The organism is Bacteroides sp. An51A (assembly GCF_002161565.1).
GTDB classification, from domain to species: Bacteria; Bacteroidota; Bacteroidia; order Bacteroidales; family Bacteroidaceae; genus Phocaeicola; species Phocaeicola intestinalis.
On record NZ_NFIC01000011.1, the window covers coordinates 42,693 to 67,500 of the forward strand.

A 24,808-nucleotide genomic window follows, 5' to 3' on the forward strand; every position below is an offset into this window, starting at 1 on the left:
CTCTTTAAGTAGAATATTAATGTAACCTTAGTATGAGCGTTTATCTTTCAATCCGTTTGAAGCAGAAGAACCAGCCTTCTGTATTGGTGCCGATAGATTGGGCTGCCAATACTAGATGTTCTCCATCCGCTTGGATAATTTGGTAGGTATAGCAGCGTTGGTTTCCGTCATTAGGCAGTACGCCAAGCAAAGGTACAGTGCCTGAGAAAGTCATGGTGCCTATGCTCCAACCTACTACGGCAGCAGCATCGGTGACGTTTACACTTCCGGTTTCACCGCGGCTGGTTTCTACACCGTTCAGACTCAATGTGAACCAAGCTCCGCTTCCGTCTTGTGGCATGCCTTTCCCTTCGGCTTGCTCATCAATGTCGGCGTCTTTGGGCGCTCCCCACCAGGCAGGTGCGGTATCGCTTCCCCAGCTTCCATTTCCCCAATAACGCTCTTTTGTGTCATCCCAGGTCCAGGTTGTAGTGCCATATACTCCATTCTCCAGTCCGAATACTTGTTCGAATATAGCGGGCAAGTCGGTATATTCGGTTATGGTTATGTTTTTTGTATCAGATTTCGTAATGCTGCCGTCATGATTGATGGTGGTGATGTACACGCCTAAATCCGTAGTCGGCGGTGTTACTTGGAAAGATGGGTTGGTCCCTTCAGCCAAAAGTGCATCGTTGTCTGCCCGGTACACTTTTACGTAGTGTACGGGAGATAATTGTACCGTAATGTTGTTGTTTCCCGTACTTTTGGGTACAAGTTGGAAACTGTTGGTCAATTCTTCAACCGTTACGCTTGCTTCCGGTTGAATGTCATCGGTTGATGCGTCACATGCAGCGAGCAGCATGGCAAGCAAGAGAGGTAACGCAAATAGTATTTTTTTCATATTCTAATTCTTTAGTTATTGTTAGATGATTACCAGGTTCCGTATTCGCTGCTTGCGTCTGTCCACCCTTCGTTTTGGGTTAAGCCGCCATTAGCCAATGAAATTTCAGTTTCAGGTATCTTAAAGAAGCCTGCTGTAGCATTGTAACGTGCTGCATAGCCTCCATTGTGTGCGGTATTGGTGCTGGGGGTTCCTAAGTAGTAGACCGGCTGGTTAGTTTGCTTTTCGAGTGCTGCGGCTGCGATGTGCCAACGGCGTATGTCGTTCCAGCGTACACCTTCGAATGCCAATTCCCAACGGCGTTCCTTCTGTAAAGCTTCTAATGAGTAAGAACCTATTGGCGCAAGTCCGGAACGGCCGCGTACTTGGTTGATTCCTCCTACATCTTCTTTCAATTCGGATTGCATCAGTAAAACGTCGGCAAAGCGTATCAGAACCAAATCGTGAATGTTACCGGTTTGCATCAGGTTGTCGTTCTGCCAACCGTTTTCGCCATACATCACGTATTCGAATACAGGAGCATATTGGGTAGCGCCAGTGCCGTCGGTGTATCGTGCGGAAATAGGAGCTTGCTTTTTGGCGTAATAGTCAGTTTCTTGAACAAAGTCGGCCCAGCTTCCACCGCCAAATGTATAGTTAGGCAAATCATTCACATTTTGTACAGAAGCATCCCGACGCATATCTCCGGATTCGGCTGCGTTCCAGTCGTTGACCAGATTAGGAGCTACCGGTCCTGCTCCCCAACCTTGACCGAAGGGGAATGTATTGGCATAGTCTTGTCCGCCGCGGATACCGAAATGCAGGGCATAACCGTTGGCATAACCGATGGTGGTTTGCCAGCTTGCCAGCTTGTTGAACTTGATGGCAAACATGGATTCCGGATTGACAGCCGCGTCGTCTTCCACCCATTTCAGTTCTTGTCCTTTGGTATAGTCATAATCCTCTACCGTGCAACGGTTGGTATAAGCCCACAAGTTACGGTAATCAGGTACCAAAGAATAACCGGAATTGTTTACGCAGTCGTCAATGTATCCGATAACATCCTGTTTGGTCAAGGTAGAACCGTCCGGCAAAGCTACTTCCGTAAGCGGATTGTAAGTAGTGCTGGTCAAGGCTGCTAAATCATCGCCGTTTCCATACATGCCGGTGTAGAATAACCAGGCACGTCCCAACATGGCTTCTGCCGTAAATTTATCGACATGCCCGTCTGATTTGCGGGTGGAAGGCATGTTTTCTGCCGCGTCGCGAAGGTCCATTAGGATTTGTCCCCATAATTCTGCGGCAGTAGGTTGGGTCGGTTCTGCCACTTCTGTAGTCAGTACCAAAGGCACTCTTCCGTATTGCGAAGCCAGTTCGTAATAGAAAAAGCCTCGCAAGAATTTGGCTTCGCCGATTACCTGTTGTCTTTCCGCATCCTCCAATTGCATATTCTCTACGCCCGAAAGCAATGCATTGGCGCGGTTGATTCCTTGGTAGCGGTCGGTCCAGAACTGGTGGGTCATGTCGTTCTGATAGTTCAGCAGCAAGTCCATGGCTTGCATCAGCTTATCGTTTGTACCGCCTCCGCCCAAGTTGTCGTCACTTGCCAAGGTTGACAAATAGAAGAAAGACATTTGCGGGTTAGCACAAACTTGGCTCAGGTTTTGATAGATACCGGCAAGTGCCTGGGAAGCATCCGTTGAGGTAATGGGAAAATTCTCTGGTGTCTTTTCCACATAGTTGATTGCGTCAAGGGTACACGAAGTGACTCCCCCTAAGGCAATGGCTGCTGTAGCTAATATATTAATAAATTTTTTCATTGTATTCTTTCTCATTAAAATTTAACATTAACGCCTACCATATAAGTTCTGGGTTGCGGATAGTTGCCTACATCAACGCCGGTTACCCACGGTTCTTCACTGTGTAAAGCCATACCGTTTTCGGGATCCATTCCTTTATATCCGCTGATGGTAAACAGGTTCTGCGCACTGAAGTATACGCGGAGTTGTTGCAACGGACAGGTCTTCCAGATTCTCTTGAGGTCATATCCGATGGTCAGGTTCTGCAGTCGTACATAATCGGCATCTTCTACATAAATATCAGAGATGCTTTGCCAGTTTACTCCTACATTTCCGGGTGACAGCAGAGGATAACGGTTGGAAGTGCCTTCTCCGTGCCAGTATTCGTACACTTCAGAGGTGTAGTTTTCATATTGACCGTCTGTGAATTTACGGTAAGAACGCATTACTTGTTGGCCGAATGCTCCGTATGCCGAGATAGAGATGTCAAATCCTTTATAAGCGGCATTCAGGTTCAAGCCGACCGTTACATCGGGGTGCGGATTTCCCAAATCGGTTTTATCATCTGTATTGATGACACCATCGCCGTTTACGTCTACAAATTTCAAGTCACCCGGTTTGATAGAAGTTCCCTGCAATGAATTGGCTGCGTTTCCGCCACAATTCTTGTCCAGATATGCTTGTACATCGTTCAGGTTTTGCATGACACCTTCAGTTTTATATCCGTAAAAATAACCGATAGGATGTCCTACCTGCATGCGTGCCATGAAACCGGTATTCTGTGCCAAGTTGTCGCTACCGCCTTCTACAAATCTGGAACCGTTGTTCACTTCGGTTACTTCGTTTTTGTTGTATGACATGTTGATGCTTGCTCCGTATGTAAAATCATCTCCGGCTTGGTCGTTCCAACCCAATGAAAGCTCAATACCTTTGTTTTCTACACTACCTGCATTGGCAGCTTGAGTGGTAAATCCGTTGATAGAAGAAACCGGAACTTGAATAAGCAGGTCTTTGGTTTTCTTGTTATACCAATCAAATGTAAAGCTCAATCTTCCTCTTAAGAAACGGGCATCGATACCGATATTGGTTTGTTCGGAGGTTTCCCATGTCAAATCAGAATTGGAAAGACGGGTCGGATAACCGCCTTGAGTTGCTGAACCCTTATCGCTACCGAATGGATATTGTCCTAAATCACCGAAAGAATAAGTTGCAGAATACATATAGGCTCCGATATTTTCGTTACCGTTTTGTCCCCAGCTTGCACGCAGTTTCAAGAAATCGAGCCAATTCGTCGTTTTCTCCATGAACTTTTCGTTGGTGATGACCCAACCGGCAGATACTGATGGGAAGAAGCCCCAACGATGTCCGGGTGCAAAGTTGGAAGAACCATCTCCACGCATGATAACGGAAAGCATATACTTTTCATGATAATCATAGTTGATACGTCCGAAATATGACATGATAGAATGGTCATCTGCCGGATAACCGCCTACGGTAGCTACACCCGTACGTCCGGTAAAATTATCGAAGTAAGCATGTCCGAAGTCGGTGAATACGTTTCCACGGGCTGTCGCTTCCAGAGTTTCTTGCATGTTGTTACCTTCGCGTGAGTATTCGGTACCAAACAATACATCAAAGTTGTGTGTATCTTTGATGTCGAACTTATAATTCAATGTATTGGTGACACCCCAGTTCCATCCGATGGTCATGTTTTCCGATAAAGAACTTTGGTCTGCCGCATCGCCTTGGTCATTCAAGTGGTATTCGGCGGTATAGCCTTTCCAAAGACTGGAATTCTGTTTGTAGAATGCTTGTGAACGGTAAATCAAGTTCTTGATAGGCTGTATCTCGAAATAAGCTACCGCATTCAGATTGAAATTCTTGCTCTTGTTGTTACCGCTTTGGGTATTCATGATTTGGGCTACCGGATTGCTGGTGTAAGAATTGAATGCAAACCAACCTTCTGTACCTGAGTTTCTTAAATCATCGTACATATAATAATCTCCGTTTTCGTTGTATACCGGAACACACGGATTGGCACGAAGCATGGTCGAGATGGCGTTGTTGTATTGGTCACCTATTTGGATACCTTGAGTCTGTGCGTGCTGGTAATATAGGTTCTGGCCGAACTTGATGATGTCATGGTCATCGTTTTTCAGGATAATGTGTTCAGAATTTAAACGGAAAGTGAAACGGCGGTAGTCCGATTTAGCGATATTTCCGATAACACCGTCTTGGTATTGATAACCGAATCCGGTAGAAAACTTAGACAATTCCGAACCGCCAGCGATGTTCAATGAATGGGAGGTGGTAATGGCGCCATCGTTTGTAATCTGGTCGAGCCAGTTCGTACCCGGATTGCTTCCGTTCCGATAGGCTTCCAGTAAATCGGCATCGATGAATCTCGACCAATCATACGGAGTGCCTCCGTTGTTGAACGCAACTTGGTCTTGCACTGCCATATATTCTTTGGCGGTCAGCAGGTCCGGTTTCTTGTAAATGCTTTGCCATCCGACGTTACCGTCGTAGGCAATGCTCACCTTGCCTTCTTTACCTTGTTTGGTAGTGACCATAATTACACCGTTGGCTGCACGTGCACCGTAGATGGCACAAGATGCGGCGTCTTTCAATACGTCGATACGTTCAATATCGGCTGGGTTCAACGAGTTGATGTCGCCGCCTGCCACACCGTCGATGATGTAAAGCGGGTTGGTAGAGCTGTTGGTACCTGCACCACGGATGCTGATTTTGTAACTGTCGCCCGGCTTACCGGAAACAGCTTGGATATTGACACCCGGACTTTGGTTTTGTAAAGCTCCTAAGGCACTGATGGTGTTTCTTTTGGCGATGTCTTCACCTTTTACTTCAACCGTTGCTCCGGTTACCAGCTTCTTCTTTTGTACACCGTAACCGACTACAACGACTTCATCCAGCACTTCCGTGTCTTCTTTCAATGTAATGTTGTACGTGTTTTGCTCTCCTACTACAATTTCTTGGCTGACATAGCCAATGAAAGAGATAACCAATGTAGCCCCCGGATTTACATTCAATGTGAAGTTTCCGTCCAGGTCTGTAATCACACCATTCGTTGTACCTTTTTCAAGTACATTCGCTCCGATGACAGGTATGCCGCTTGCGTCTACTACTACGCCCGAAATCGACTTGGTCTGTTGGGCGGCATAGAAGTCACTTGAGGCAGCCAACGCTTGCGGACTGTTTATCCATGTCAAGGACAAACACATACCTGCAACGAGTGCAGTTCTTCTTGCATGCTTGTTCATAATAGCTTGAATAAATTGTTAATATTTAAGGTTACTTTATATAGTACCGGCGGGTGCCGGTAACTATGTTGTACCGTTATCGTTCGCAAAGTTAATCGGGAATGATATGATAAGCTAATACTTTTTTATCAATCCTGATACACATTTGCAATAGTTATTTCGAAATGCTTTCCGGGTTGTGGGTTAGCTTCTTGTTAACCTCGCGGATAAGGCTTATCGTACTGGAGTCGGATGCGAAAACCGAGTTCAATCCTTGCTCTTCCTGGGCGGGGTCGCCTGTATAATCGTCTCCGGACTGCCAGAAAACATGTTCCGAGGAGGGAACGGCTAAACCGCCCCAGCCCCAGAAGTTGCAACCAGCCAACAGGCTTTGATGGGTTGCGTGTTTAACTATTAAATCAAAGATACACTTGTAATACCCGTCACGGGCATGGGTTGATATGTTTTTACCAAATTGAAAACTGTCACGCGGATAGCCGAACTCTTCCAGTACAAGCGGCTTCTGATACTTTTTTGCTATATTCAGATGTTCGTTGATATAGGCTTGCGTGTTCGTGCAGGCTTTTTCTAAATTCTCTTGAAGGCTGTCCTTCGGTGCCCAGCCCCAATTGTAGGGCCAGATGTGGATGTTCATGTAGTCGATGTTTGTATCGGCATGGACTTTCTCGAAGAGGGCAATGTCTTCTTCACATCCGTGTTTGCCTTCGCTTCCTGTAGAAATAAGATGGTTCGGGTCAAGCGAGCGGATAAGGGAAGAAGTCTTGCTCATCCACTTGGCGAAGGCTGCTTTATGGATAGAGTCGGAAGCGAAAGCACGGGGTTCGTTCCCGATTTGCCACGACATGATGGTCGGGTCGTCTGTATATTTCCGGTGGGTGTACCGGTTGGTACGGGTGAGGATGTATTTCACGTGATTGGCAAACAATGCTTGTGCGCTGTCTGATACCACGAACTCTTTTACATAGTTCATGAAGGCGGGCCATCCGTCTACGGCAGGCACGGGAGCCTTGTCTCCTCTTGCCCAAGCGAGGTACTGGCTGTATCCTCCGCTCCATTCCCAAGAATTGTTCAGATAGAGCACCGCCACCATGTCACGCTTTTCCATTTCTGCCAATAAGTAGTCTAATCCTGCCAGAATAGTATCATTATAGATGCCCGAAGCTTCTTGCAGGGTCGGTTCCACTTTGGTGGGGACGCCTCGCTTTCCGTCCGATCCGACTAAGATGCGTAGGTTGTCCACGCCGATGGCTTTCAGGGAGTCGAGTTCCCCGTGCAGGCGTTCGCGGTTGCCTCCCGTTCCTTCCGAGGCAAGGATGGCACCGTACCAGAAGTTGGCTCCTATATAATAATAAGGTTGTCCGTTACGGATGAACTGTCCGTTCTTGACTTGAATAAATGGTGAAGACACCTCTTTCGGTGTGGATGTACAACCGATGAGGAACGCTGGTAAAATTAAAACGGATAAAATTATTTGTTTCCACATAAGCTATTAGATTTGTTTTTTGCAAATATAGCCTATACGGAAATACGAAATTGATACTATTTTATCCGATTCTATAAAAAGATGATATTTTTGATGAAATAGAAGTGGTGGATAACAGGGAAAGATGCTTTGCGCAGGCGAATAGAAATGATTGACGGGCGGAGGCAATTTATTGCGTAAAGAGTCCTAGCGAGTCAGGACTGCTGTCCCATTGGAATAGGACTACAGTCCTATATAGGGTAGGACTGCAGTCCTTGTACCTTAGGATTTTAAGAGGACTGGAATGTGAAGTACGGTGAAGCCTTTCAGAAGCTGTTTTGAATTTATCGTGCGATGATTTGGGATGAGTTTTTGAGGCATTTTTGCTTCTGTGATGAGGAAGATAGCGGGCTATCTGACGAAGAACAGGAGCGGAAAGGACCAAAAAATCGCCCAAAGCACACACGAAAACGGATACATCAAGCCAAGAAAAACTTTTTGGAGAAATTCAAAACAGCTTCTCAACAACTCTTTCCAATCGGCATACGGTACATGCAAAACAGTTCTATATCAGAATCCGTTTTTTCTTGTAATTATCCCGGAAGTCTTTAGGGGATGCCAGTTTTTTCTTTTTGAAGATGCGGTTGAAATTGGAAAGGTTGTTGAATCCTGATTCGTAACAGATTTCTGCGATGCTCATGGTGGAGTCTACCAGCATGCGTGTGGCATGTCCCAGACGGATGTCAATGATGTAATCGGACAGATTTTTGCCCGTGCGGAGTTTAAAGAAGCGGCTGAACGATACTTCGGTCATTCCGACCATATCTGCCAGTTGGTTCAGCCGGATTTCTTCTTTGTAATGCTGGTTGATATAGTCTTGTACTTTCTGCACTCGGCGACTGTCTGAGTGTTGTTGGATTTTCGCGAACGAAGAACTGGATAGCACGCGTGCTTCTTCGGTGAACATGGAAAGTTCATATAAAAGGGTAAGGAAGCGAGTTACGGCATAGAAACCTTTCGTGTCGGGCAGTTCGTCTATCAGGGCATAGACTTTCATAATGGCTTGCATGGGGAAACTCAGTCCGTTTTGTGCCTTGTCGAACATTTTCATGACGCGGTCGAATTGATTGGTGCTGAGTAAAGTTTTCATGAATTGGGGTGAGAACTGGATGGTGATTTCCCGAACGTCCTTGCTTTTGCAATCATGTTGTTCCCATACATGCTCCAAATCTGGACTGGTGATGAGTACCAGGTCGTATTCGCCGATGATTTCTGCAGAGTCGCCTACGATACGTTGTACTCCGGGGGCATTGATTACGAAGTTCAGTTCGAATTCCTTGTGGCAATGCATCGGATAAGTGAATTCGCTTTTCCTTCGGTCGGCAATGTAGAAGCAGTCTTTTTCCGAAAGAGGAGTAATTTCGCGGATAACGTTTTTGTCTTTTACTATCATGGTCTTAAATTTATTAATTTGCTAATGAGCCAATGCATTAATTCGTTAATGTGACAATGTGTTAATTCGTTAATGTGACAATGTGTTAATTTGCTAATGAGCCAATGCATTCTCACATTAGCACATTCTCACATTAGCACATTCTCACATTAGCACATTCGAACTATAGTCTGATTGATTCTTTACTCCTTGTATATCTCGTTGGACGATGTTTTCGGTGAAAAGTCGGACCAGTTCTTCCCATGTCAATACGGTGTCGGGCTGGAATTGTGCCGATTTTGCATAGCGGAGCAGGGCAGTGCGGAACTGGTTCCCTTCGGGTGTGCCTTTAATGGCATTGAGGTCGGTGGTGCATACCAGAAGCTTTCCTTTTCCGATGCGGAACTCGAAGACGATACCCAGTTTGTGGTTCCGTTCGATGTTATCAATGACTTGCACTACGGGGCGGTATGCCTTGTCTGTGTGGTTCAGTATCATCGGACGCGAATTCCGGGTGATGCTCCACCATTGCCAGTCACTATGTTCTTCGGTAGGGAAGTGGCGGAATAAGGGATGTGCGGGATTTGTCAATATCGACATCGTACCCGGCGAAACCTCTTTGCCTGCATTTTCCGATATGGTCTTGAACATGGCATAGTTCCAATAATCGGGTGTGAACATGCCTCCTACGCTTTGTTTCCCGATGTCCTTGTGGCGGGGAAGCAAGAGTACGGTTTCTCCCTTTGCCAGCTTGGCTTTCACCTGCTTGTTAAGTAGGGAATCGACGTAAACTCCTTCTGTACTTTCCTGCTCATCGGGGTAAACCCAAAGATGGTAATAATTGTGGTAAGTACCTGTCCGAAGGTTTAAGGTGAGGCGCTGAGGCTTTTTCAGTCCGTTTAGTGATAAATTGATGTCACCGGCTTCTTTTAGTTCGCCTTGGGGAACGGAACAGGTAATCGTTCCTTGTTTTTCCCATTCTCCGTCATCAGAAACCAGTTGCCAATGAATGGGAGTCGACCAATCATTTTCTTCGTAGTTGGAAAGGGAGATACCAATGTGTAAAGGTTGGGTATTCAGCCAGCAGAAATCGGTGAGCCGGGCAAGCGGTACGACCGGTGCACAGAATCCGTAGAAGGTTTCGGGGTCTATAATGCCTTTGCTTTCCATAAAGGCGTCAAGTATGCCTACCAGTGCCGAGCCTTGTCCGGGGTAATCCTGCAGGTCGAGCATTTGGAAACCTCCGAAGCCGGGTGTGCGCAGGGCATATTCGATATCGGCTTTGTAACATGCCACAGAGAAATGTCCCGTAGCACGATGGAAAGCTTCGGCTTGGTCGTATAGGTGATTTTCTTTCAGCCGGTTACGGAATATTTCCAGATTGTATGGATACAGCACGCCTCTGTATTTCGGAATCTGCTGGAAGTCGGGATAAATCTGGAACTGGCAGGTCTCGTGTCCCACTACGGGACGGGGACACCGGGCAATGGCTTGTGCATAATTGGCGGTTGTATTGGGACGGGTGTTGTTCAGGATGCCTCCCTTTTCTGCATCCACGTATGCGAAGGAAGAGCGTACATGAGTCGAATATCCTTCGCCTCCGCCTATCCGGCACGTTACGAAAAAGTCTTCTCCATCTTGCGGACCTTGCCAACCCAGATTGTTGTTCGAACCGAAACAATACAAGTGCCGTAGGTCTTTCCGGCGGAACTCGTCAAGCCACTCGCGCATTACGTCAATGTCTCCGTGCAGCTCATTGCCTAGTCCCAGCATCATGAACGAAGGATGATTGCCCAGCCAGTCCAATATCATGTTGCCTTCTCGTTTCAGGAATGTGTTCAACGATATATTGTTACGCTGTATGGCTCCCCAAAGTGGAAGTTCCACTTGGAAATAGATACCTTCTATATCGGCTGCTTTCAAGGCTGCTTCCGGAGGAGTGTACGAATGGCACCGGTAGTGATTGATGCCATATCGTTTGGCTATACGGAATATGTTGCGCCATGTTTCCACATCCATTGGTGCATATCCGGTAAGAGGGAAGACGCAGGCATCGTGTTTGCCGCGAAGCAATATTTTCTTGTCGTTTAAAACAAATTGCGTGTTTTCTGTACCGAATTCACGCATTCCGAAATCTATGTGTTGCTGGTCGTGTGAGTGCCCGTTGTTAAGTGCAATGTCCAGTCCATACAAGGCAGGATGAAATTCGCTCCATAGCAGCGGAGACTCTCCCATGCCAAGTGTAAAGGTAAACGAATTGGCACCCTGTTGCAAGGTTATGTTTTTCTCGAAGGTGGGAAGCACGTGTGTAGTAGGGGTATTCCATGCTTTTCCTTGGATACTGACAATTGCTGAACAGGGATAGTCGGACCATACCTCCAATGTTATGCGGGCGCATTTTTCAGATACAGATGGGTAGACTTGTACCTTATTTATATAAGGTGTATCGTAGGCTTCTATCCCGAATTTGCCTAAGATACCGTTCCAGTTGGTTTGTGTGGCATCGGTCCAAGCATGTGAACTTTGTATTTCTTTCGGTACTGATGTTTCAGAATTGTCTATACGCAGGACAATATGGTGCTTGCCTGGTTTCAGGGAAGGAAGTTCATAACAATGAGGGGCATAGAGGTGTGAGAAGCTTCCGATGCTGTCTCCGTCTATCCAAAGCGTGCTGGGCTTGGTGCGTTCCATAATCAGGCGGAGTTTTTTTCCGGCAAATCCTTCGGGCAAGGTAAAGTCGCGCTCGTAGGTGACTTGTCCGCTATACGAATGGAGCCGGGTCAGTTGGGTGGTAACGTAAGGTGCCTGTGCCGGATTGCCTAATTTGTTTTCATCGGTGGTGCCCGGAAGCCGGCAAGTGCCTAACGAACTTTCCCAGATGCCCGACAGGGGAAGGAAGGCTCTCTCTTGTGCTTGTGCGCACAAAGCGCAAAGCATGGTTGCGAGTGAAAGAAAGAGTTGTTTCATTTACAATTTAGCAATTTACGATTTACAATTTATTTCATTTCTATTTGCAATGTACAAAATAGGATTAGGGGATAAATCGTAAATCGTAAATTGTAAATTGTCAAATAGTAAATGTTCATCATTTGCCATATTTCGCCTTGATGCCCGGCAGTTCTTTCCGGATATCGGCGATACGGGTGGCATCGCTGGGGTGTGTGCTCATAAACTCGGGTACAGACCCTCCGCTTCCTGCCGACATCTTTTGCCAGAATCCAACGGCTACATCGGGATTGTATCCAGCCATGGTCATGAATACCAGCCCCATATAGTCTGCTTCCGATTCGTGTTTGCGCGAGAAGGGAAGCATCATGCCGTATTGTGCGCCGATGCCGTAAACCGTGCCTGCAACCTTTTGCACTGCAGCACTCTTGTCGCTTACCAGCGAATTGAGGATATTTGCGCCATATTGCGCCATTACTTGTTGGCTCAGGCGTTCATTGCTATGCTTTGCTACTGCATGTGCCACTTCATGTCCTACCACTACCGCCAGTTCGTCATCGGACGAGACCAGCTTCATCAGTCCTTCATAAACTACAATCTTGCCGCCCGGCATGCAGAAGGCGTTCACTTGCGGGTCTTGTATGAGATTGAATTCCCACGCGAAGTTCTGGATTTCCGATGCCATGCCGTTCGCGCGCAGGTAGGCTTCGGTGGCGGAGGCTATCTTTTTCCCTACCCGTACCACCATGGCGGTTTGTGCGGCATTGGCTGATTTCTTAGCCGACTTGATATAGTCGTTGTATTGGGTAAGACTGGAGGACAGCACTTCGCTATCCGATACCAAAAGCATTTGCTTCCGTCCGGTCAGGGGGACGGTAGAGCAGCCTGCCAGCAGGAGGGCGGCAAGCAAGAGCAAGGTGAAATGCAGTTGTTTCATCATCCGTAATTCGTTTTAAGGTTTCTTTCAGCAAATATATAGCATTTTCTGTAATAATCCGCACTATCTGTAATGAAAAAGATAAAACAGTATCATTCGCATTGGTGGAATATGCCTATTTTTGCATCGATATCATTTAAAACAACTCATCATGAAAAACATGAAAGCTAAAGTCTTATTAGTTGCCGGAGCTTCGCTTTTCGCTTCCGGTGTATGGGCGCAAGAGCAACTTGTGCGACTCTCTACTCCCGAAACTTCGCTGGTGATTGACGCACCGCAAGGGGGAGAATTGAAATATGTATATTATGGTACGAAGCTGGGTGATGCGGACCTGAAACAGATTGATGCGGTGCGTACGTGCAATCATGCCGCTTATCCGGTGTATGGAATGAATACTCCGGCAGAAACGGCACTCTCGGTATGCCATGCCGACGGGAATATGTCAACCCAGCTGGTGGTGGAAAGCGTGGCTACGACCGATGGGGATAAGACAAAGGAAGTTTCTGTCCGCTTGAAAGATAAGGTGTATCCATTTTATGTCAACGTATGTTACCGGGCTTATCAGGATGTGGACATCATTGAGACCTGGACCGAAATAACGAACGAAGAAAAGAAACCCGTAGTGCTCAACCAGTTCGCTTCGGCTTACCTGCCCATCCGCAGGGGCAATGTATGGCTCTCCAGCCTGTATGGTTCGTGGGCGAACGAAGGGCGTTTGGTTCAGGAACCGTTGGAGCCGGGCATGAAAGTGATAAAGAACAAGGACGGGGTGCGCAATTCGCATACGGCACATGCCGAAGTGATGTTCTCGCTCGACGGCCGTCCGCAGGAGAATGAGGGACGTACAATCGGTGCGGCACTTTGCTATACAGGAAATTACAAGCTCCGTATTGACACCGATGATAGCGAATACCACCAGTTCTTTGCCGGTATCAATGAAGATAATTCCATGTATCATTTGCAGAAAGGCGAGACGTTCAAGACTCCAGTGCTTGCCCTTACTTATTCGGACGAAGGGTTGAGCGGAGCCAGTCGGAACTTCCACCGCTGGGGACGCACTTATAAGCTGGCGCATGGAGACAAGCCTCGCAAAATCCTGCTCAATAGCTGGGAAGGCGTTTACTTCGACATCAACCAGCAAGGCATGGAACAGATGATGGCGGACATCGAATCAATGGGCGGCGAATTGTTTGTGATGGATGACGGATGGTTCGGAGGCAAGTACCAGCGCAATACCGATAATTCTTCGTTGGGCGACTGGGTGGTAGATACCCGTAAGCTTCCTGAAGGCATTGAGGGATTGCTCCGTGATGCGAAGAAACATCATGTGGGATTCGGTATCTGGATAGAACCGGAAATGTCGAATACTACGAGCGAACTCTACGAGAAGCATCCCGAATGGATAGTGAAAGCCCCCCAGCGCGACCCGGTATTGGGACGTGGCGGAACGCAGGTGGTGCTTGACCTCGGCAATCCCGAAGTGCAGGATTTCGTGTTCGGCGTGGTGGATGACCTGATGAGCAAGTATCCCGAAATCGAGTATATCAAGTGGGACGCCAATATGGCGATTATGAACCACGGTTCGAATTACCTGACCGCTGACAACCAAAGCCACATGTACATCGAGTATCATCGTGGCTTCGAGAGTGTATGCAACCGTATCCGTGCCAAATATCCTGACCTTACTATCCAGGCTTGTGCCAGCGGCGGAGGACGTGCCAACTGGGGGTACTTGCCTTGGTTCGACGAGTTCTGGGTGAGCGACAATACCGATGCCCTCCAGCGCATTTACATGCAATGGGGCACCTCGTATTTCTTCCCGGCGATTGCCATGGCGTCCCACATCAGTTCGGCTCCCAATCATCAGGTCTTCCGTACCGTTCCTATCAAGTACCGTATCGATGTGGCGATGAGCGGGCGTCTGGGCATGGAAATCCAGCCAAAGAACATGACCGAGGAGGAGAAGGAGATTTGCCGGAAGGCAATAGCCGATTACAAGATGATTCGTCCCGTAGTGCAGTTCGGGGACATCTACCGTCTGGTTTCTCCCTACGACCGCTTGGGGGTGGCGTCTCTGATGTACACTTCGCCCGAGAAAGACAAGGCGGTATTCTATTGGTGGAAGATGGAAACGTTTTATAACCAGCATTTGCCACGTGTGCGCATGGCAGGGCTCGACCCGGCAAAGATGTATTGGGTCAAAGAGTTGAACCGTATCGATAACGAGCCTCTCCCGTTCGAAGGGAAAGCGTATTCGGGCAAGTTCTTGATGGAAAACGGCTTAGAAATCCCTTACACGCATAAGGTGGACTATCACAAGCTGAATGATTATGCCAGCCGGGTGCTGTATTTGGTAGCAGAACAGTAAAAAATAAAGAACCGGGAATGAAGAATAAACAAATCGTTATTCTTTATTCCCGGTTCTTTATTTAGTTAGAAATCGTTTTGAATTTATCGCCCAAAGTACGCACAAGACGAACACATTAAGCTAAGAAAAACTTTTTGTAGTAATTCAAAACAGTTTCTTGGAAAACTTTTTATTTCAGTTTTGCCAGTGTTTCCTTGATGCGGCGCATGGCTTCGATGATGTTTTCATCGGAAGTGGCGTAACTCATGCGGATACATTCAGGGGCACCGAAGGATGTTCCGCCCACGCAGGCTACGTGGCCTACTTCGAGCAGGTACATGGCAAGGTCATCGGCGTTGTTGATGACACGGTCGCCGTCTTTCTTGCCAAAGAAGAAGTCGCATTTCGGGAAGAGGTAGAAAGCACCTTCGGGCACGTTTACTTCAAATCCCGGAATTTCTTTCGCCAGTTTGACAATCAAGTCACGACGGCGTTGGAATGCCTGGCGCATTTCTTCTACTGGAGCCTGTGTGCCGGTGTAAGCGGCTTCGGCTGCTTTCTGCGATACCGAGCACGGACCAGAAGTATATTGTCCCTGGAGTTTGTTGACACCTTTTACAATCCATTCGGGAGCCGCAATGAAACCGATACGCCAACCTGTCATGGCATATGCTTTGGAAACTCCGTTGACGATAACCACACGGTCTTTGATTTCGGTAAACTGGGCAATGCTTTCGTGACGGCCGACATAATTGATATGTTCGTAAATTTCATCGGCAATGGTGATAATTCGCTCATGTTTTGCCAATACAGCAGCCAGTCCTGCAAGTTCCTCTTTGCTGTATACAGACCCTGTAGGGTTGGAGGGTGAGCATAAAATCAGGGCACGTGTATTCGGGGTGATAGCTGCTTCCAGTTGTTCGGGAGTAATCTTGAAGTCTTGCTCGATACCCGCACGCACAATGACGGGAGTACCTTCTGCCAGTTTCACCATTTCGGGATAGCTTACCCAATAAGGAGCAGGGACAATGACTTCATCTCCTTTGTTTACCAAAGCCATAATCGTGTTGCATACCGACTGCTTGGCACCGTTGGCACAACTGATTTGGGCTGCTGTATATTCCAGTCCGTTTTCTTTTTTCAGTTTTTCTACAATGGCGTTTCGCAATGCGGGATAACCGGCTACAGGAGAATAGCGCGAATAGTTTTCGTCAATCGCTTTTTTAGCGGCTTCCTTGATATGGTCGGGAGTGTTGAAGTCGGGTTCGCCGACACTCATGTTGATTACATCTACGCCCTGAGCCTTAAGCTCGCCGCTCTTTTGCGACATAGCCAGCGTAGCCGAGGGTGACAAACTGTTTAAACGTTCTGAAAGTTGATTCATATTCTTCTTTTTAATTTTAGTTCAAAATCGGTGCAAAATAAAGCATTTTTTATGACATATAAAAACATTTATTACTTTCTGTCGCCTAAGAACCGAAGTAAATACAAGAAAAGATTGATAAAGTCGAGATAGAGTGTCATGGCACCCATCAGGGCAATCTTTTGGGTGGTATCATTTATCGCTATGTCTTCTCCTGTTAATAGCTGCTTGATTTTTTGTGAATCATAAGCCGTAAGCCCCGTGAAAATCAACACACCGATACCCGAAATGATTAAATCCATCATTGAGTTATGCAGGAACAGGTTGACCAGTGAAGCAATGATAAGTCCGATCAGTGCCATGATGCAGATATTTCCGATACGGCTCAAGTCTTTCTTGGTTACATAGCCATAGAGTGCCATTACGCCAAAGGTACCTGCCGTAACAAAGAATGTGGTGGCAATGGAACTCATGGTGTATATCATAAAGATAAAGGCGAGTGTGACTCCGTTCAGAATGGAGTAGGCGATAAAAAGCAGGGTAGCGGTGCTGAAAGCAATCCGGTGGATGCGTGCGGAAAGGTAGATGACCAATCCTATTTCAGCTATCAGAAGCCCCCAGAAGAGCATCCGGTTTTCGACAATCATCGAGAGTAACGTGTATGATTTTGCCACGTATAAAGATACCAATCCGGTAATGACCAGCGCCAATGTCATCCATGTGTAGACATTGCGCATCAGTGTAGCTTGTACGGCCTTTGCTTTAGACGCGTACACTTTTGCCAAATCATTTGTTTCCATAATCATCAATTTTTAATTTTTGATTTTCAATTCTAATTCTTAAAATGCAACGTATGTCCCATGCGGTCTTTCTTCGTATGCAGGTAACGTTCGTTGTAAACGTTAGGTGTGACCTCGATGGGCACATTCTCCACGATTTCCAATCCGTAGGCTTCCAGTCCCACCCGTTTTACAGGATTATTGGTAAGCAGACGCATCTTGTGAATGCCTACCTCACGCAGGATTTGTGCGCCTACTCCATAGTCGCGTTCATCGGCTTGGTGTCCGAGGCAGATGTTGGCGTCTACGGTGTCCATGCCTTCTTCCTGGAGCTTGTAGGCTTTCATTTTTTCCATCAATCCGATGCCACGTCCTTCCTGAATAAGGTAGATAACGGCACCTTTGCCTTCTCTTTCTATCATTTGCATGGCTTTATGAAGCTGTTCTCCGCAATCGCAACGCAAAGAACCGAAAATGTCGCCCGTAGCACACGACGAATGTACACGCACCAATACGGGTTCATCAGGCTCGAAGTGTCCCTTTATCAACGCCACGTGTTCCAGGCCGTTGCTTTTCTGGCGGAAAGGTATCAGGCGGAAATGTCCGTATCCGGTAGGCATGTCTACCTCCACACCCCGCTCTACCAGCGACTCTTGCTTCAAACGATAGGCTATCAAGTCGGCAATCGATATCAGCTTAAACCCATATTGGTCCGCCATCTGGCGCAGTTCGGGAAGGCGTGCCATCGTACCGTCCTCGTTCATCACTTCCATCAAAGCAGCCGCGGGATAAAGCCCTGCCAGCTTGGCGAGGTCGATACTCGCTTCGGTATGTCCCGCACGGCGGAGCACCCCTTTGTCTTGCGCATAAAGCGGGTTTATATGTCCGGGACGGCCAAAAGTTTCAGGAACCGATGCCGGGTCGGCAAGCGCACGGATGGTAGCGGCACGGTCGGCAGCCGAAACTCCTGTAGTACATCCCTCCAGCTTATCGATAGTCACCGTAAACGGAGTCCCTAAAACCGATGTGTTATTGATTACCTGGCACGGAAGGTCGAGCTCCTTGCATCGGGACATCGTAATCGGCGCACAAAGCACCCCGCGGGCATGTTTCAGCATAAAGTTCACTTTTTCAGGCGTAATCAGCTCGGCTGCAATGATAAGGTCGCCTTCATTTTCGCGGTCTTCATCATCTACTACGATTACAAATTCTCCTTTACGGAAGTCCTCAATGGCTTCTTCTACGGTATTTAGCTTTATCTTGTCCATAATGCGTTATTGTTATGAATAATAATGTTGGTCTTTTATTTGTTGTATAACCTGTCCGTTGGTCCGGATAATGTTTTTTAAATCTTTCTCCAGCCGTAGCCTGAACCGCCAGATATTAAGGTACACCAACAATCCTGCAGGTACCACGATACCTAACGCCAAGTTAAGCCAGCGGTTCCCGAACGGACTCTTATGAGCCTTAACCGCCAGGAAAGGATAATTGTTCATCGCGTTCAGCAAGATTGGATCTTTCGAATTCGAGAGTTCCTCTATCACCGCTTCCATTTGCCTGCTGATATCAGTGATGGCATCGTCCGGCTTGTTGTTCATGAATAGCTTGATATAATTAGGCAATCCTTTCAACCGATGCATACGCATATAGTCTTCACACAATGCGCTGATGTGTTCCAGCGCCTCGACATCTTTCCGGTATTCGGGTGTATGGATAATCACTTCTTTCTTAAACAGGTGTCTCGACAAGCGGATGCCAAACACCTTGCGGAAAAACGCCGCATACGTGTCAATATTGAACACCACCGAATCTTTGTTTGACTTATAAGTGAAGAACGCTCCTACGGGTGCCAGTACGAGTGTACTCATCCAGGTACCCAGCGCCACATTCATCTCGCCGCTTTTCCCGATACGGGTCGCGCCCGAGTCGATAATGTAATACACCACAAAAATCAGCACGGATATCACGACCGGCATACCCAGTCCGCCCTTGCGGATAATGGCTCCCAGCGGCGCTCCGATAAAGAAAAAGATGATACAAGCCAACGAAAGAGTGATTTTCTTGTGCCAGTCGGAACGGTGCGAACGGATATTTCCGTCCGTACTTTTACTCATAAAACTTTTCATCTCCCAGTCGGATGCCAACGAGGAAATCCTGTTTTCCGTCTTGCTCAATGTTTGAGACTTTTCTTGCGAAGTCATGGAATTGAAGATGCTGTCAGTATTCAGGTATGCCACGTTCAGTTTCTCCAATTTGGTAGAATCGGCTTTGGTCAGTACCGGTGTCTTGTAAGTAGAGTTAATGACATCGTTGAAGTAAGCGCGTCCTACACTGTCGGCGTGTATTTCCAACGAATCAATAGCCTGGGAGATTTCCCGCATATTCTTGATATCCGAGCGTTGGTCGAGGAAACTTCCGTCTACCATATTGAAATCAGAATCGAATTGGATAAGTGTATGCTTTTCCTTGAATGATTCGCGGCGGTAGGGGACGTTACGTGAAATGACAGATTGGGATTTCAGGTTCTCAAATTGTTCACCATTATACAAATGAAGGAAAAGATGCTGCTTGTCGGCGGTCAGTTCCAACTTTCCTTCTTCCGCCCAGATGATATGTGCATTTTCGAATCCATCGGAAAAGTTGTATATTAACACGTCTTTCAGCATACCTGTCTCCCGGTCTTTGTGCTTGACATAAATGTTATAACCGTCGATATCACTATAAAATACTCCTTCCGGTATGTCTACTTCAGGAGATTTTTGCTTCATGGAAACCAAGAGTGTCCATAGTTGCTTTTGGGCACGCGGACCGATTTCGTTCTGGAAAAAGAATGACATGCCTCCCAGAAACATGCAGAACAGTACGACTGGCCGCATGATACGGAGTAGGGGGATGCCTGCTGCCTTCATAGATAACAGTTCGTACCGCTCACCAAAGTTTCCGAATGTCATGAGTGCAGCCAGTAGGATGGCCAGAGGAAGCGACAGGGGAATCAATGTCAGACCTGAATAAAAGAAAAATTGGGCTAGAACATTAATCTCTAATCCTTTTCCTACTAACTCGTCTACGTACCTCCATAGAAATTGCATCATGAAGATAAACAGACAGATGAAAAACGTCCCAGAAAAGAGCAGTAAAAAGCTCTTCAATACGAATATATCTAGTTTTTTTATGCGTAGCATTCCTTAATATATGGTTGTCAGCTTGCAAAAGTAGCATAAAAAACAACGCGGAGCATGATGTTTTGTATATTTTTAGAAAATTATATACCGCACGTCCGTTTTAGCACTTCAATTTGAGAGTCCCATAGGTTGATAACGTCATCTTCTTCACCGGGTTCGGCAAAGTCTGTCACTTCTAGTGAAAGGTCTGTGGTTAGTTCATTGTAATAAATTTTTAGTTCGAAATAGGTGCGTGGCTCATCGTCTTTCCAGTGAAAACGGATGAATGATTCGGTCCGGAAATTGGTTATTTCGGCTTCTCTGGTTTCGGTCTTTCCCCATTTGAACATAAATGTCTTGTTAAGTCTGGTTACGTTATCGGCAAACCAGCGGCTTAATCCGGATGGAGTGCTGATGGCGTTCCATAAAATAGTGCTTGATGCAGGAGCTAACGTATATTCTATCTTTATTTTCTTTTTCATAGATAGTTTCAGGCTTTTCTTTGTTAAAGTTATGAATTAAAATAACGGGCGCAAATTAAACTAATTTTTTGTACACTACATAATGAATCGTCTATTATTTTTCGCTTTTCTCTTTTGCGTATTTTCCGTTTTGATGATATACGTGATAATATGAATTTCGCATATGGCTGGATATGAATGCATTGTATGTGGATTTAGCTTTTGGAGGTAAAAAAGAAGTGAAAAAGATGTGGAGGAAAACAAAAGAAAAATGGGCGAAAATATTGCGTATGTCGAAAAGATGTTTTACCTTTGCACCCGCAATCGAAAAGATGGCGGGATAGCTCAGCTGGTTAGAGCGCATGATTCATAATCATGAGGTCCCCGGTTCAATCCCGGGTCCCGCTACTAAGTAATGATTTGACCGTTGGGTGGCTTCCACGCCTGGCGGTTGTATGGCGGGATAGCTCAGCTGGTTAGAGCGCATGATTCATAATCATGAGGTCCCCGGTTCAATCCCGGGTCCCGCTACAGAAAAGAGGCTGACTCGTTCGGGGTAGCCTTTTTTTTATGTCTGTTTGTCTGTATTTGATGCCAAAAAGAAATAGTATCTGAGAGTAATATATACTGCGTTTGCCGATGCAGTTATCTGTTCTGGCAGTTTCAATGCACTGAAACTGCGGATGCAGTATATATTACTTTTCATTGGCATTTAAAGTCAATCAAAAATGAAATGAGAAACATTATTCTTGTCACTCATTCAAGCATGCCTTTTGATGAACATAAGTGGGTGGTCCGTTTCACATAAGTGGTCCTGCCGTTTCACATAAGTACCCCTGCCTTATCACTTATGTCCGTCTGGATGTGTGTGGATGTTTTTTTGTCCTGTGTGCCCCTCGCGCGCGTATAATTATATTAATGAATATCCGTTTCAGCCATTTTTCATCAGTTTTAAGAATATTCGTCCTGTAATATGTTGTATAGCAGTATTTTGCGTTTATATGTGTAAAAAAGTTCAGAAAAAAGTTTCCATATTGCTTGCAGTTCCGGTAAAAAGGCGTACCTTTGCAACCGCTTTCCGAAAGGGACGCCGCCTGAAAGGGTGACGGTCGGCGGGGCGGCGAAAAAATATTCCGAAAAATTTGGAGGAATGGAAAAAACGCCTTAACTTTGCAGACGCTTTCCCTCAAAAACGGGAGCAAGATCTTTGATATGATTTGGATACAGGAAACGCAGTACGAAAAGTGAATGACGTGAAGGTTAGAGAGATGTAACCGGACCTGGACAGGAAAAAATCCGCCTTGCCTTTCTTTTTTTGGGGAGGCAGGCGATGAAAAGATATTTTACAATGAAGAGTTTGATCCTGGCTCAGGATGAACGCTAGCTACAGGCCTAACACATGCAAGTCGAGGGGCAGCATGGGCTTAGCTTGCTAAGCCTGATGGCGACCGGCGCACGGGTGAGTAACGCGTATCCGACCTTCCGGCGGCCCGGGTCCAGCCTTTCGAAAGAAAGATTAATCCCCGATGGTGTCAGGCAGTTCCATGACAGCCTGACTAAAGAGTTATCGGCCGCCGATGGGGATGCGTTCCATTAGCTTGTTGGCGGGGTAACGGCCCACCAAGGCGACGATGGATAGGGGTTCTGAGAGGAAGGCCCCCCACATTGGGACTGAGACACGGCCCAAACTCCTACGGGAGGCAGCAGTGAGGAATATTGGTCAATGGGCGCGAGCCTGAACCAGCCAAGTAGCGTGGAGGATGACTGCCCTACGGGTTGTAAACTCCTTTTGCAGGGGGATAAAGTGTGCCACGTGTGGCATATTGCAGGTACCCTGCGAATAAGCATCGGCTAACTCCGTGCCAGCAGCCGCGGTAATACGGAGGATGCGAGCGTTATCCGGATTTATTGGGTTTAAAGGGAGCGCAGACGGCCCCTTAAGTCAGCTGTGAAAGTTTGCGGCTCAACCGTAAAATTGCAGTTGAAACTGTGGGGCTTGAGTACGGTCGCGGCATGCGGAATTCGTGGTGTAGCGGTGAAATGCATAGATATCACGAAGAACCCCGATTGCGAAGGCAGCATGCCAGCCCGCCACTGACGTTGAGGCTCGAAGGTGCGGGTATCAAACAGGATTAGATACCCTGGTAGTCCGCACGGTAAACGATGGACACCCGCTGTCGGCGATATACAGTCGGCGGCCAAGCGAAAGCGTTAAGTGTCCCACCTGGGGAGTACGCCGGCAACGGTGAAACTCAAAGGAATTGACGGGGGCCCGCACAAGCGGAGGAACATGTGGTTTAATTCGATGATACGCGAGGAACCTTACCCGGGCTTGAACTGCGCCTGAATGTGCCGGAAACGGTGCAGCCGCAAGGCAGGCGCGGAGGTGCTGCATGGTTGTCGTCAGCTCGTGCCGTGAGGTGTCGGCTTAAGTGCCATAACGAGCGCAACCCCTTCCGGCAGTTGCCATCAGGTGATGCTGGGTACTCTGCCGGTACTGCCATCGTAAGATGCGAGGAAGGTGGGGATGACGTCAAATCAGCACGGCCCTTACGTCCGGGGCTACACACGTGTTACAATGGGGGGTACAGAGGGCTGCCAGCCGGCGACGGCGCGCGAATCCCGAAATCCCCTCCCAGTTCGGACTGGAGCCTGCAACCCGGCTCCACGAAGCTGGATTCGCTAGTAATCGCGCATCAGCCATGGCGCGGTGAATACGTTCCCGGGCCTTGTACACACCGCCCGTCAAGCCATGAAAGCCGGGGGTACCTGAAGTGCGTAACCGCAAGGGGCGCCCTAGGGTAAAACCGGTGATTGGGGCTAAGTCGTAACAAGGTAGCCGTACCGGAAGGTGCGGCTGGAACACCTCCTTTCTGGAGCGTCCGGTCTCATGTTTCTTGCGTGGTTCCTTTCGTTTCCGTTTCCTGTACCTGACATATCCGACTCTATGGGCGTTGAATCGCACAGGGCTTGAAGATGCCAGTCCTATAGCTCAGTTGGTCAGAGCGCCACACTGATAATGTGGAGGTCGGCAGTTCAACTCTGCCTGGGACTACGGTCTTGGGGGATTAGCTCAGCTGGCTAGAGCACCTGCTTTGCAAGCAGGGGGTCAACGGTTCGAATCCGTTATTCTCCACACGAAGGAGATCTGTGACATGATGTGACAAGCAACCAATGAAACAAAGCATAAGCCTCCCGCGGCGTGTTGCCGCGGGAGTGCGCGAAAGTAGAGAAGGGCGCATGGTGGATGCCTAGGCTCCCGGAGGCGATGAAGGACGTGACAAGCTGCGAAAATCCGCGGGGAGGCGCAAGTGGCCTTTGATCCGCGGGTGTCCGAATGGGACAACCCGTCACCTTGAAGGGGTGACATCCGCCGGTGGCGGAGGCCAACGCGGGGAACTGAAACATCTTAGTACCCGCAGGAAAAGAAAATAACAATGATTCCCCCAGTAGTGGCGAGCGACCGGGGAAGAGCCCAAACCGTCCGTGTTACGGCACGGGCGGGGTTGTAGGACCGCGCCGTTGGCCCATGCCCGCGAGTGGAACCCTCTGGAAAGTGGGGCCGTAGGGCATGACAGCTGCGTACACGCAGCGGGTATGGGCCATAGCGGTATCCTGAGTAGCGCGGGACACGAGGAATCCAGCGTGAATCAGCCGGGACCATCCGGCAAGGCTAAATACTCCCGGGAGACCGATAGTGTACCAGTACCGTGAGGGAAAGGTGAAAAGAACTCCGGACAGGAGAGTGAAAGAGCCCCTGAAACCATGCGCCTACAAGCGGTCGGAGCACGCAAGTGTGACGGCGTGCCTTTTGCATAATGAACCTACGAGTTGCCGTGTCCGGCGAGGTTAAGCGGCATGATCCGCGCAGCCGGAGCGAAAGCGAGTCTGAAGAGGGCGCGCAGTCGGATGCGGCAGACGCGAAACCGAGTGATCTACCCTTGTCCAGGATGAAGTCCGGGTAACACCGGATGGAGGTCC

The 24,808-nt window shown here is 47.7% G+C and carries 14 protein-coding genes, 4 tRNA genes and 2 rRNA genes (1 of these 20 running past the window's edge); 8 read left to right on the forward strand and 12 right to left on the reverse strand.

Going from position 1 to position 24,808, the window contains the following annotated elements:
* Nucleotides 1–40 precede the first annotated feature (40 nt).
* The 4 genes from B5G04_RS17305 to B5G04_RS17320 form a co-directional block, all read right to left on the reverse strand.
* Nucleotides 41–880, reverse strand: a complete 840-nt coding sequence (locus tag B5G04_RS17305) for a hypothetical protein (protein ID WP_087398180.1) — start codon at nt 878–880, stop codon at nt 41–43.
* 29 nt (nt 881–909) lie between these two features.
* The gene (locus B5G04_RS17310) at nt 910–2,679 is read right to left on the reverse strand and encodes a RagB/SusD family nutrient uptake outer membrane protein (RefSeq protein ID WP_087398181.1); all 1,770 of its coding nucleotides are present in this window, start codon (nt 2,677–2,679) and stop codon (nt 910–912) included.
* Between the two features lie 14 nt (nt 2,680–2,693).
* Entirely contained in the window at nt 2,694–5,939 is a 3,246-nt protein-coding gene (locus B5G04_RS17315) for a TonB-dependent receptor (RefSeq protein WP_087398182.1), read from the reverse strand.
* Nucleotides 5,940–6,093: 154 nt separating this feature from the next.
* Entirely contained in the window at nt 6,094–7,422 is a 1,329-nt protein-coding gene (locus tag B5G04_RS17320; protein ID WP_087398183.1) for a beta-mannosidase, read from the reverse strand.
* Nucleotides 7,423–7,755: 333 nt separating this feature from the next.
* Between B5G04_RS17320 and B5G04_RS17325 the strand changes: the two genes are divergently transcribed.
* A complete protein-coding gene (locus B5G04_RS17325; RefSeq protein WP_158100129.1) occupies nt 7,756–8,013 on the forward strand; it encodes a hypothetical protein in 258 nt (85 codons plus the stop codon).
* Here B5G04_RS17325 and B5G04_RS17330 read toward each other — a convergent pair.
* From B5G04_RS17330 to B5G04_RS17340, 3 genes are all read right to left on the reverse strand, one after another.
* Nucleotides 7,967–8,854 (reverse strand): helix-turn-helix domain-containing protein, encoded by an 888-nt coding sequence (locus B5G04_RS17330; RefSeq protein ID WP_087209479.1) that lies wholly within the window; start codon nt 8,852–8,854, stop codon nt 7,967–7,969. The genes B5G04_RS17325 and B5G04_RS17330 overlap by 47 nt on opposite strands.
* A 144-nt stretch (nt 8,855–8,998) precedes the next feature.
* The gene (locus B5G04_RS17335) at nt 8,999–11,800 is read right to left on the reverse strand and encodes a glycoside hydrolase family 2 TIM barrel-domain containing protein (RefSeq protein WP_087398185.1); all 2,802 of its coding nucleotides are present in this window, start codon (nt 11,798–11,800) and stop codon (nt 8,999–9,001) included.
* Between the two features lie 118 nt (nt 11,801–11,918).
* Nucleotides 11,919–12,716 (reverse strand): M48 family metallopeptidase, encoded by a 798-nt coding sequence (locus B5G04_RS17340; RefSeq protein WP_087398191.1) that lies wholly within the window; start codon nt 12,714–12,716, stop codon nt 11,919–11,921.
* 151 nt (nt 12,717–12,867) lie between these two features.
* Between B5G04_RS17340 and B5G04_RS17345 the strand changes: the two genes are divergently transcribed.
* Complete coding sequence (locus tag B5G04_RS17345) at nt 12,868–15,084, forward strand: alpha-galactosidase (RefSeq protein WP_087398186.1); 2,217 nt, start codon at nt 12,868–12,870, stop codon at nt 15,082–15,084.
* A 169-nt stretch (nt 15,085–15,253) separates the two neighbouring features.
* On the opposite strand, the gene B5G04_RS17350 is transcribed toward B5G04_RS17345, so the two are convergent.
* From B5G04_RS17350 to B5G04_RS17370, 5 genes are all read right to left on the reverse strand, one after another.
* Entirely contained in the window at nt 15,254–16,447 is a 1,194-nt protein-coding gene (locus B5G04_RS17350; RefSeq protein WP_087250041.1) for a pyridoxal phosphate-dependent aminotransferase, read from the reverse strand.
* Nucleotides 16,448–16,518: 71 nt separating this feature from the next.
* Nucleotides 16,519–17,226, reverse strand: a complete 708-nt coding sequence (locus B5G04_RS17355) for a Bax inhibitor-1/YccA family protein (protein ID WP_087398187.1) — start codon at nt 17,224–17,226, stop codon at nt 16,519–16,521.
* Between the two features lie 32 nt (nt 17,227–17,258).
* Entirely contained in the window at nt 17,259–18,473 is a 1,215-nt protein-coding gene (locus tag B5G04_RS17360; protein ID WP_022039863.1) for a bifunctional 3,4-dihydroxy-2-butanone-4-phosphate synthase/GTP cyclohydrolase II, read from the reverse strand.
* A 12-nt stretch (nt 18,474–18,485) separates the two neighbouring features.
* Entirely contained in the window at nt 18,486–20,387 is a 1,902-nt protein-coding gene (locus B5G04_RS17365) for an LptF/LptG family permease (RefSeq protein WP_087398188.1), read from the reverse strand.
* A gap of 80 nt (nt 20,388–20,467) precedes the next feature.
* On the reverse strand, nt 20,468–20,848 hold the full coding sequence (locus B5G04_RS17370; protein WP_022039861.1) for an START-like domain-containing protein: 381 nt from the start codon (nt 20,846–20,848) through the stop codon (nt 20,468–20,470).
* Nucleotides 20,849–21,161: 313 nt separating this feature from the next.
* On the opposite strand from B5G04_RS17370, the gene B5G04_RS17375 reads away from it, so the two are divergent.
* The 6 genes from B5G04_RS17375 to B5G04_RS17400 form a co-directional block, all read left to right on the forward strand.
* Nucleotides 21,162–21,235 (forward strand) — tRNA-Met (locus tag B5G04_RS17375).
* Nucleotides 21,236–21,284: 49 nt separating this feature from the next.
* Nucleotides 21,285–21,358, forward strand: a tRNA-Met gene (locus tag B5G04_RS17380).
* An 814-nt stretch (nt 21,359–22,172) separates the two neighbouring features.
* A 16S ribosomal RNA gene (locus B5G04_RS17385) occupies nt 22,173–23,700 on the forward strand.
* A gap of 108 nt (nt 23,701–23,808) precedes the next feature.
* Nucleotides 23,809–23,882: transfer RNA gene (locus B5G04_RS17390), tRNA-Ile, on the forward strand.
* 7 nt (nt 23,883–23,889) lie between these two features.
* Nucleotides 23,890–23,963 (forward strand) — tRNA-Ala (locus B5G04_RS17395).
* A gap of 83 nt (nt 23,964–24,046) precedes the next feature.
* Nucleotides 24,047–24,808: ribosomal RNA gene (locus B5G04_RS17400) — 23S ribosomal RNA — on the forward strand (it continues 2,123 nt past the right edge of the window).
* The 16S and 23S rRNA genes sit together here with 2 tRNA genes alongside, the layout of an rRNA operon.

Bases quoted from the DNA above. Each gene is read 5' to 3' on its own strand.
- B5G04_RS17310 (WP_087398181.1), bottom strand. From the start codon at position 2,679: ATGAAAAAATTTATTAATATATTAGCTACAGCAGCCATTGCCTTAGGG.
- B5G04_RS17355 (WP_087398187.1), bottom strand. From the start codon at position 17,226: ATGGAAACAAATGATTTGGCAAAAGTGTACGCGTCTAAAGCAAAGGCC.
- B5G04_RS17305 (WP_087398180.1), bottom strand. From the start codon at position 880: ATGAAAAAAATACTATTTGCGTTACCTCTCTTGCTTGCCATGCTGCTC.
- B5G04_RS17360 (WP_022039863.1), bottom strand. From the start codon at position 18,473: ATGGACAAGATAAAGCTAAATACCGTAGAAGAAGCCATTGAGGACTTC.
- B5G04_RS17370 (WP_022039861.1), bottom strand. From the start codon at position 20,848: ATGAAAAAGAAAATAAAGATAGAATATACGTTAGCTCCTGCATCAAGC.
- B5G04_RS17330 (WP_087209479.1), bottom strand. From the start codon at position 8,854: ATGATAGTAAAAGACAAAAACGTTATCCGCGAAATTACTCCTCTTTCG.
- B5G04_RS17350 (WP_087250041.1), bottom strand. From the start codon at position 16,447: ATGAATCAACTTTCAGAACGTTTAAACAGTTTGTCACCCTCGGCTACG.
- B5G04_RS17335 (WP_087398185.1), bottom strand. From the start codon at position 11,800: ATGAAACAACTCTTTCTTTCACTCGCAACCATGCTTTGCGCTTTGTGC.
- B5G04_RS17325 (WP_158100129.1), top strand. From the start codon at position 7,756: ATGATTTGGGATGAGTTTTTGAGGCATTTTTGCTTCTGTGATGAGGAA.
- B5G04_RS17365 (WP_087398188.1), bottom strand. From the start codon at position 20,387: ATGCTACGCATAAAAAAACTAGATATATTCGTATTGAAGAGCTTTTTA.
- B5G04_RS17315 (WP_087398182.1), bottom strand. From the start codon at position 5,939: ATGAACAAGCATGCAAGAAGAACTGCACTCGTTGCAGGTATGTGTTTG.
- B5G04_RS17345 (WP_087398186.1), top strand. From the start codon at position 12,868: ATGAAAAACATGAAAGCTAAAGTCTTATTAGTTGCCGGAGCTTCGCTT.
- B5G04_RS17320 (WP_087398183.1), bottom strand. From the start codon at position 7,422: ATGTGGAAACAAATAATTTTATCCGTTTTAATTTTACCAGCGTTCCTC.
- B5G04_RS17340 (WP_087398191.1), bottom strand. From the start codon at position 12,716: ATGAAACAACTGCATTTCACCTTGCTCTTGCTTGCCGCCCTCCTGCTG.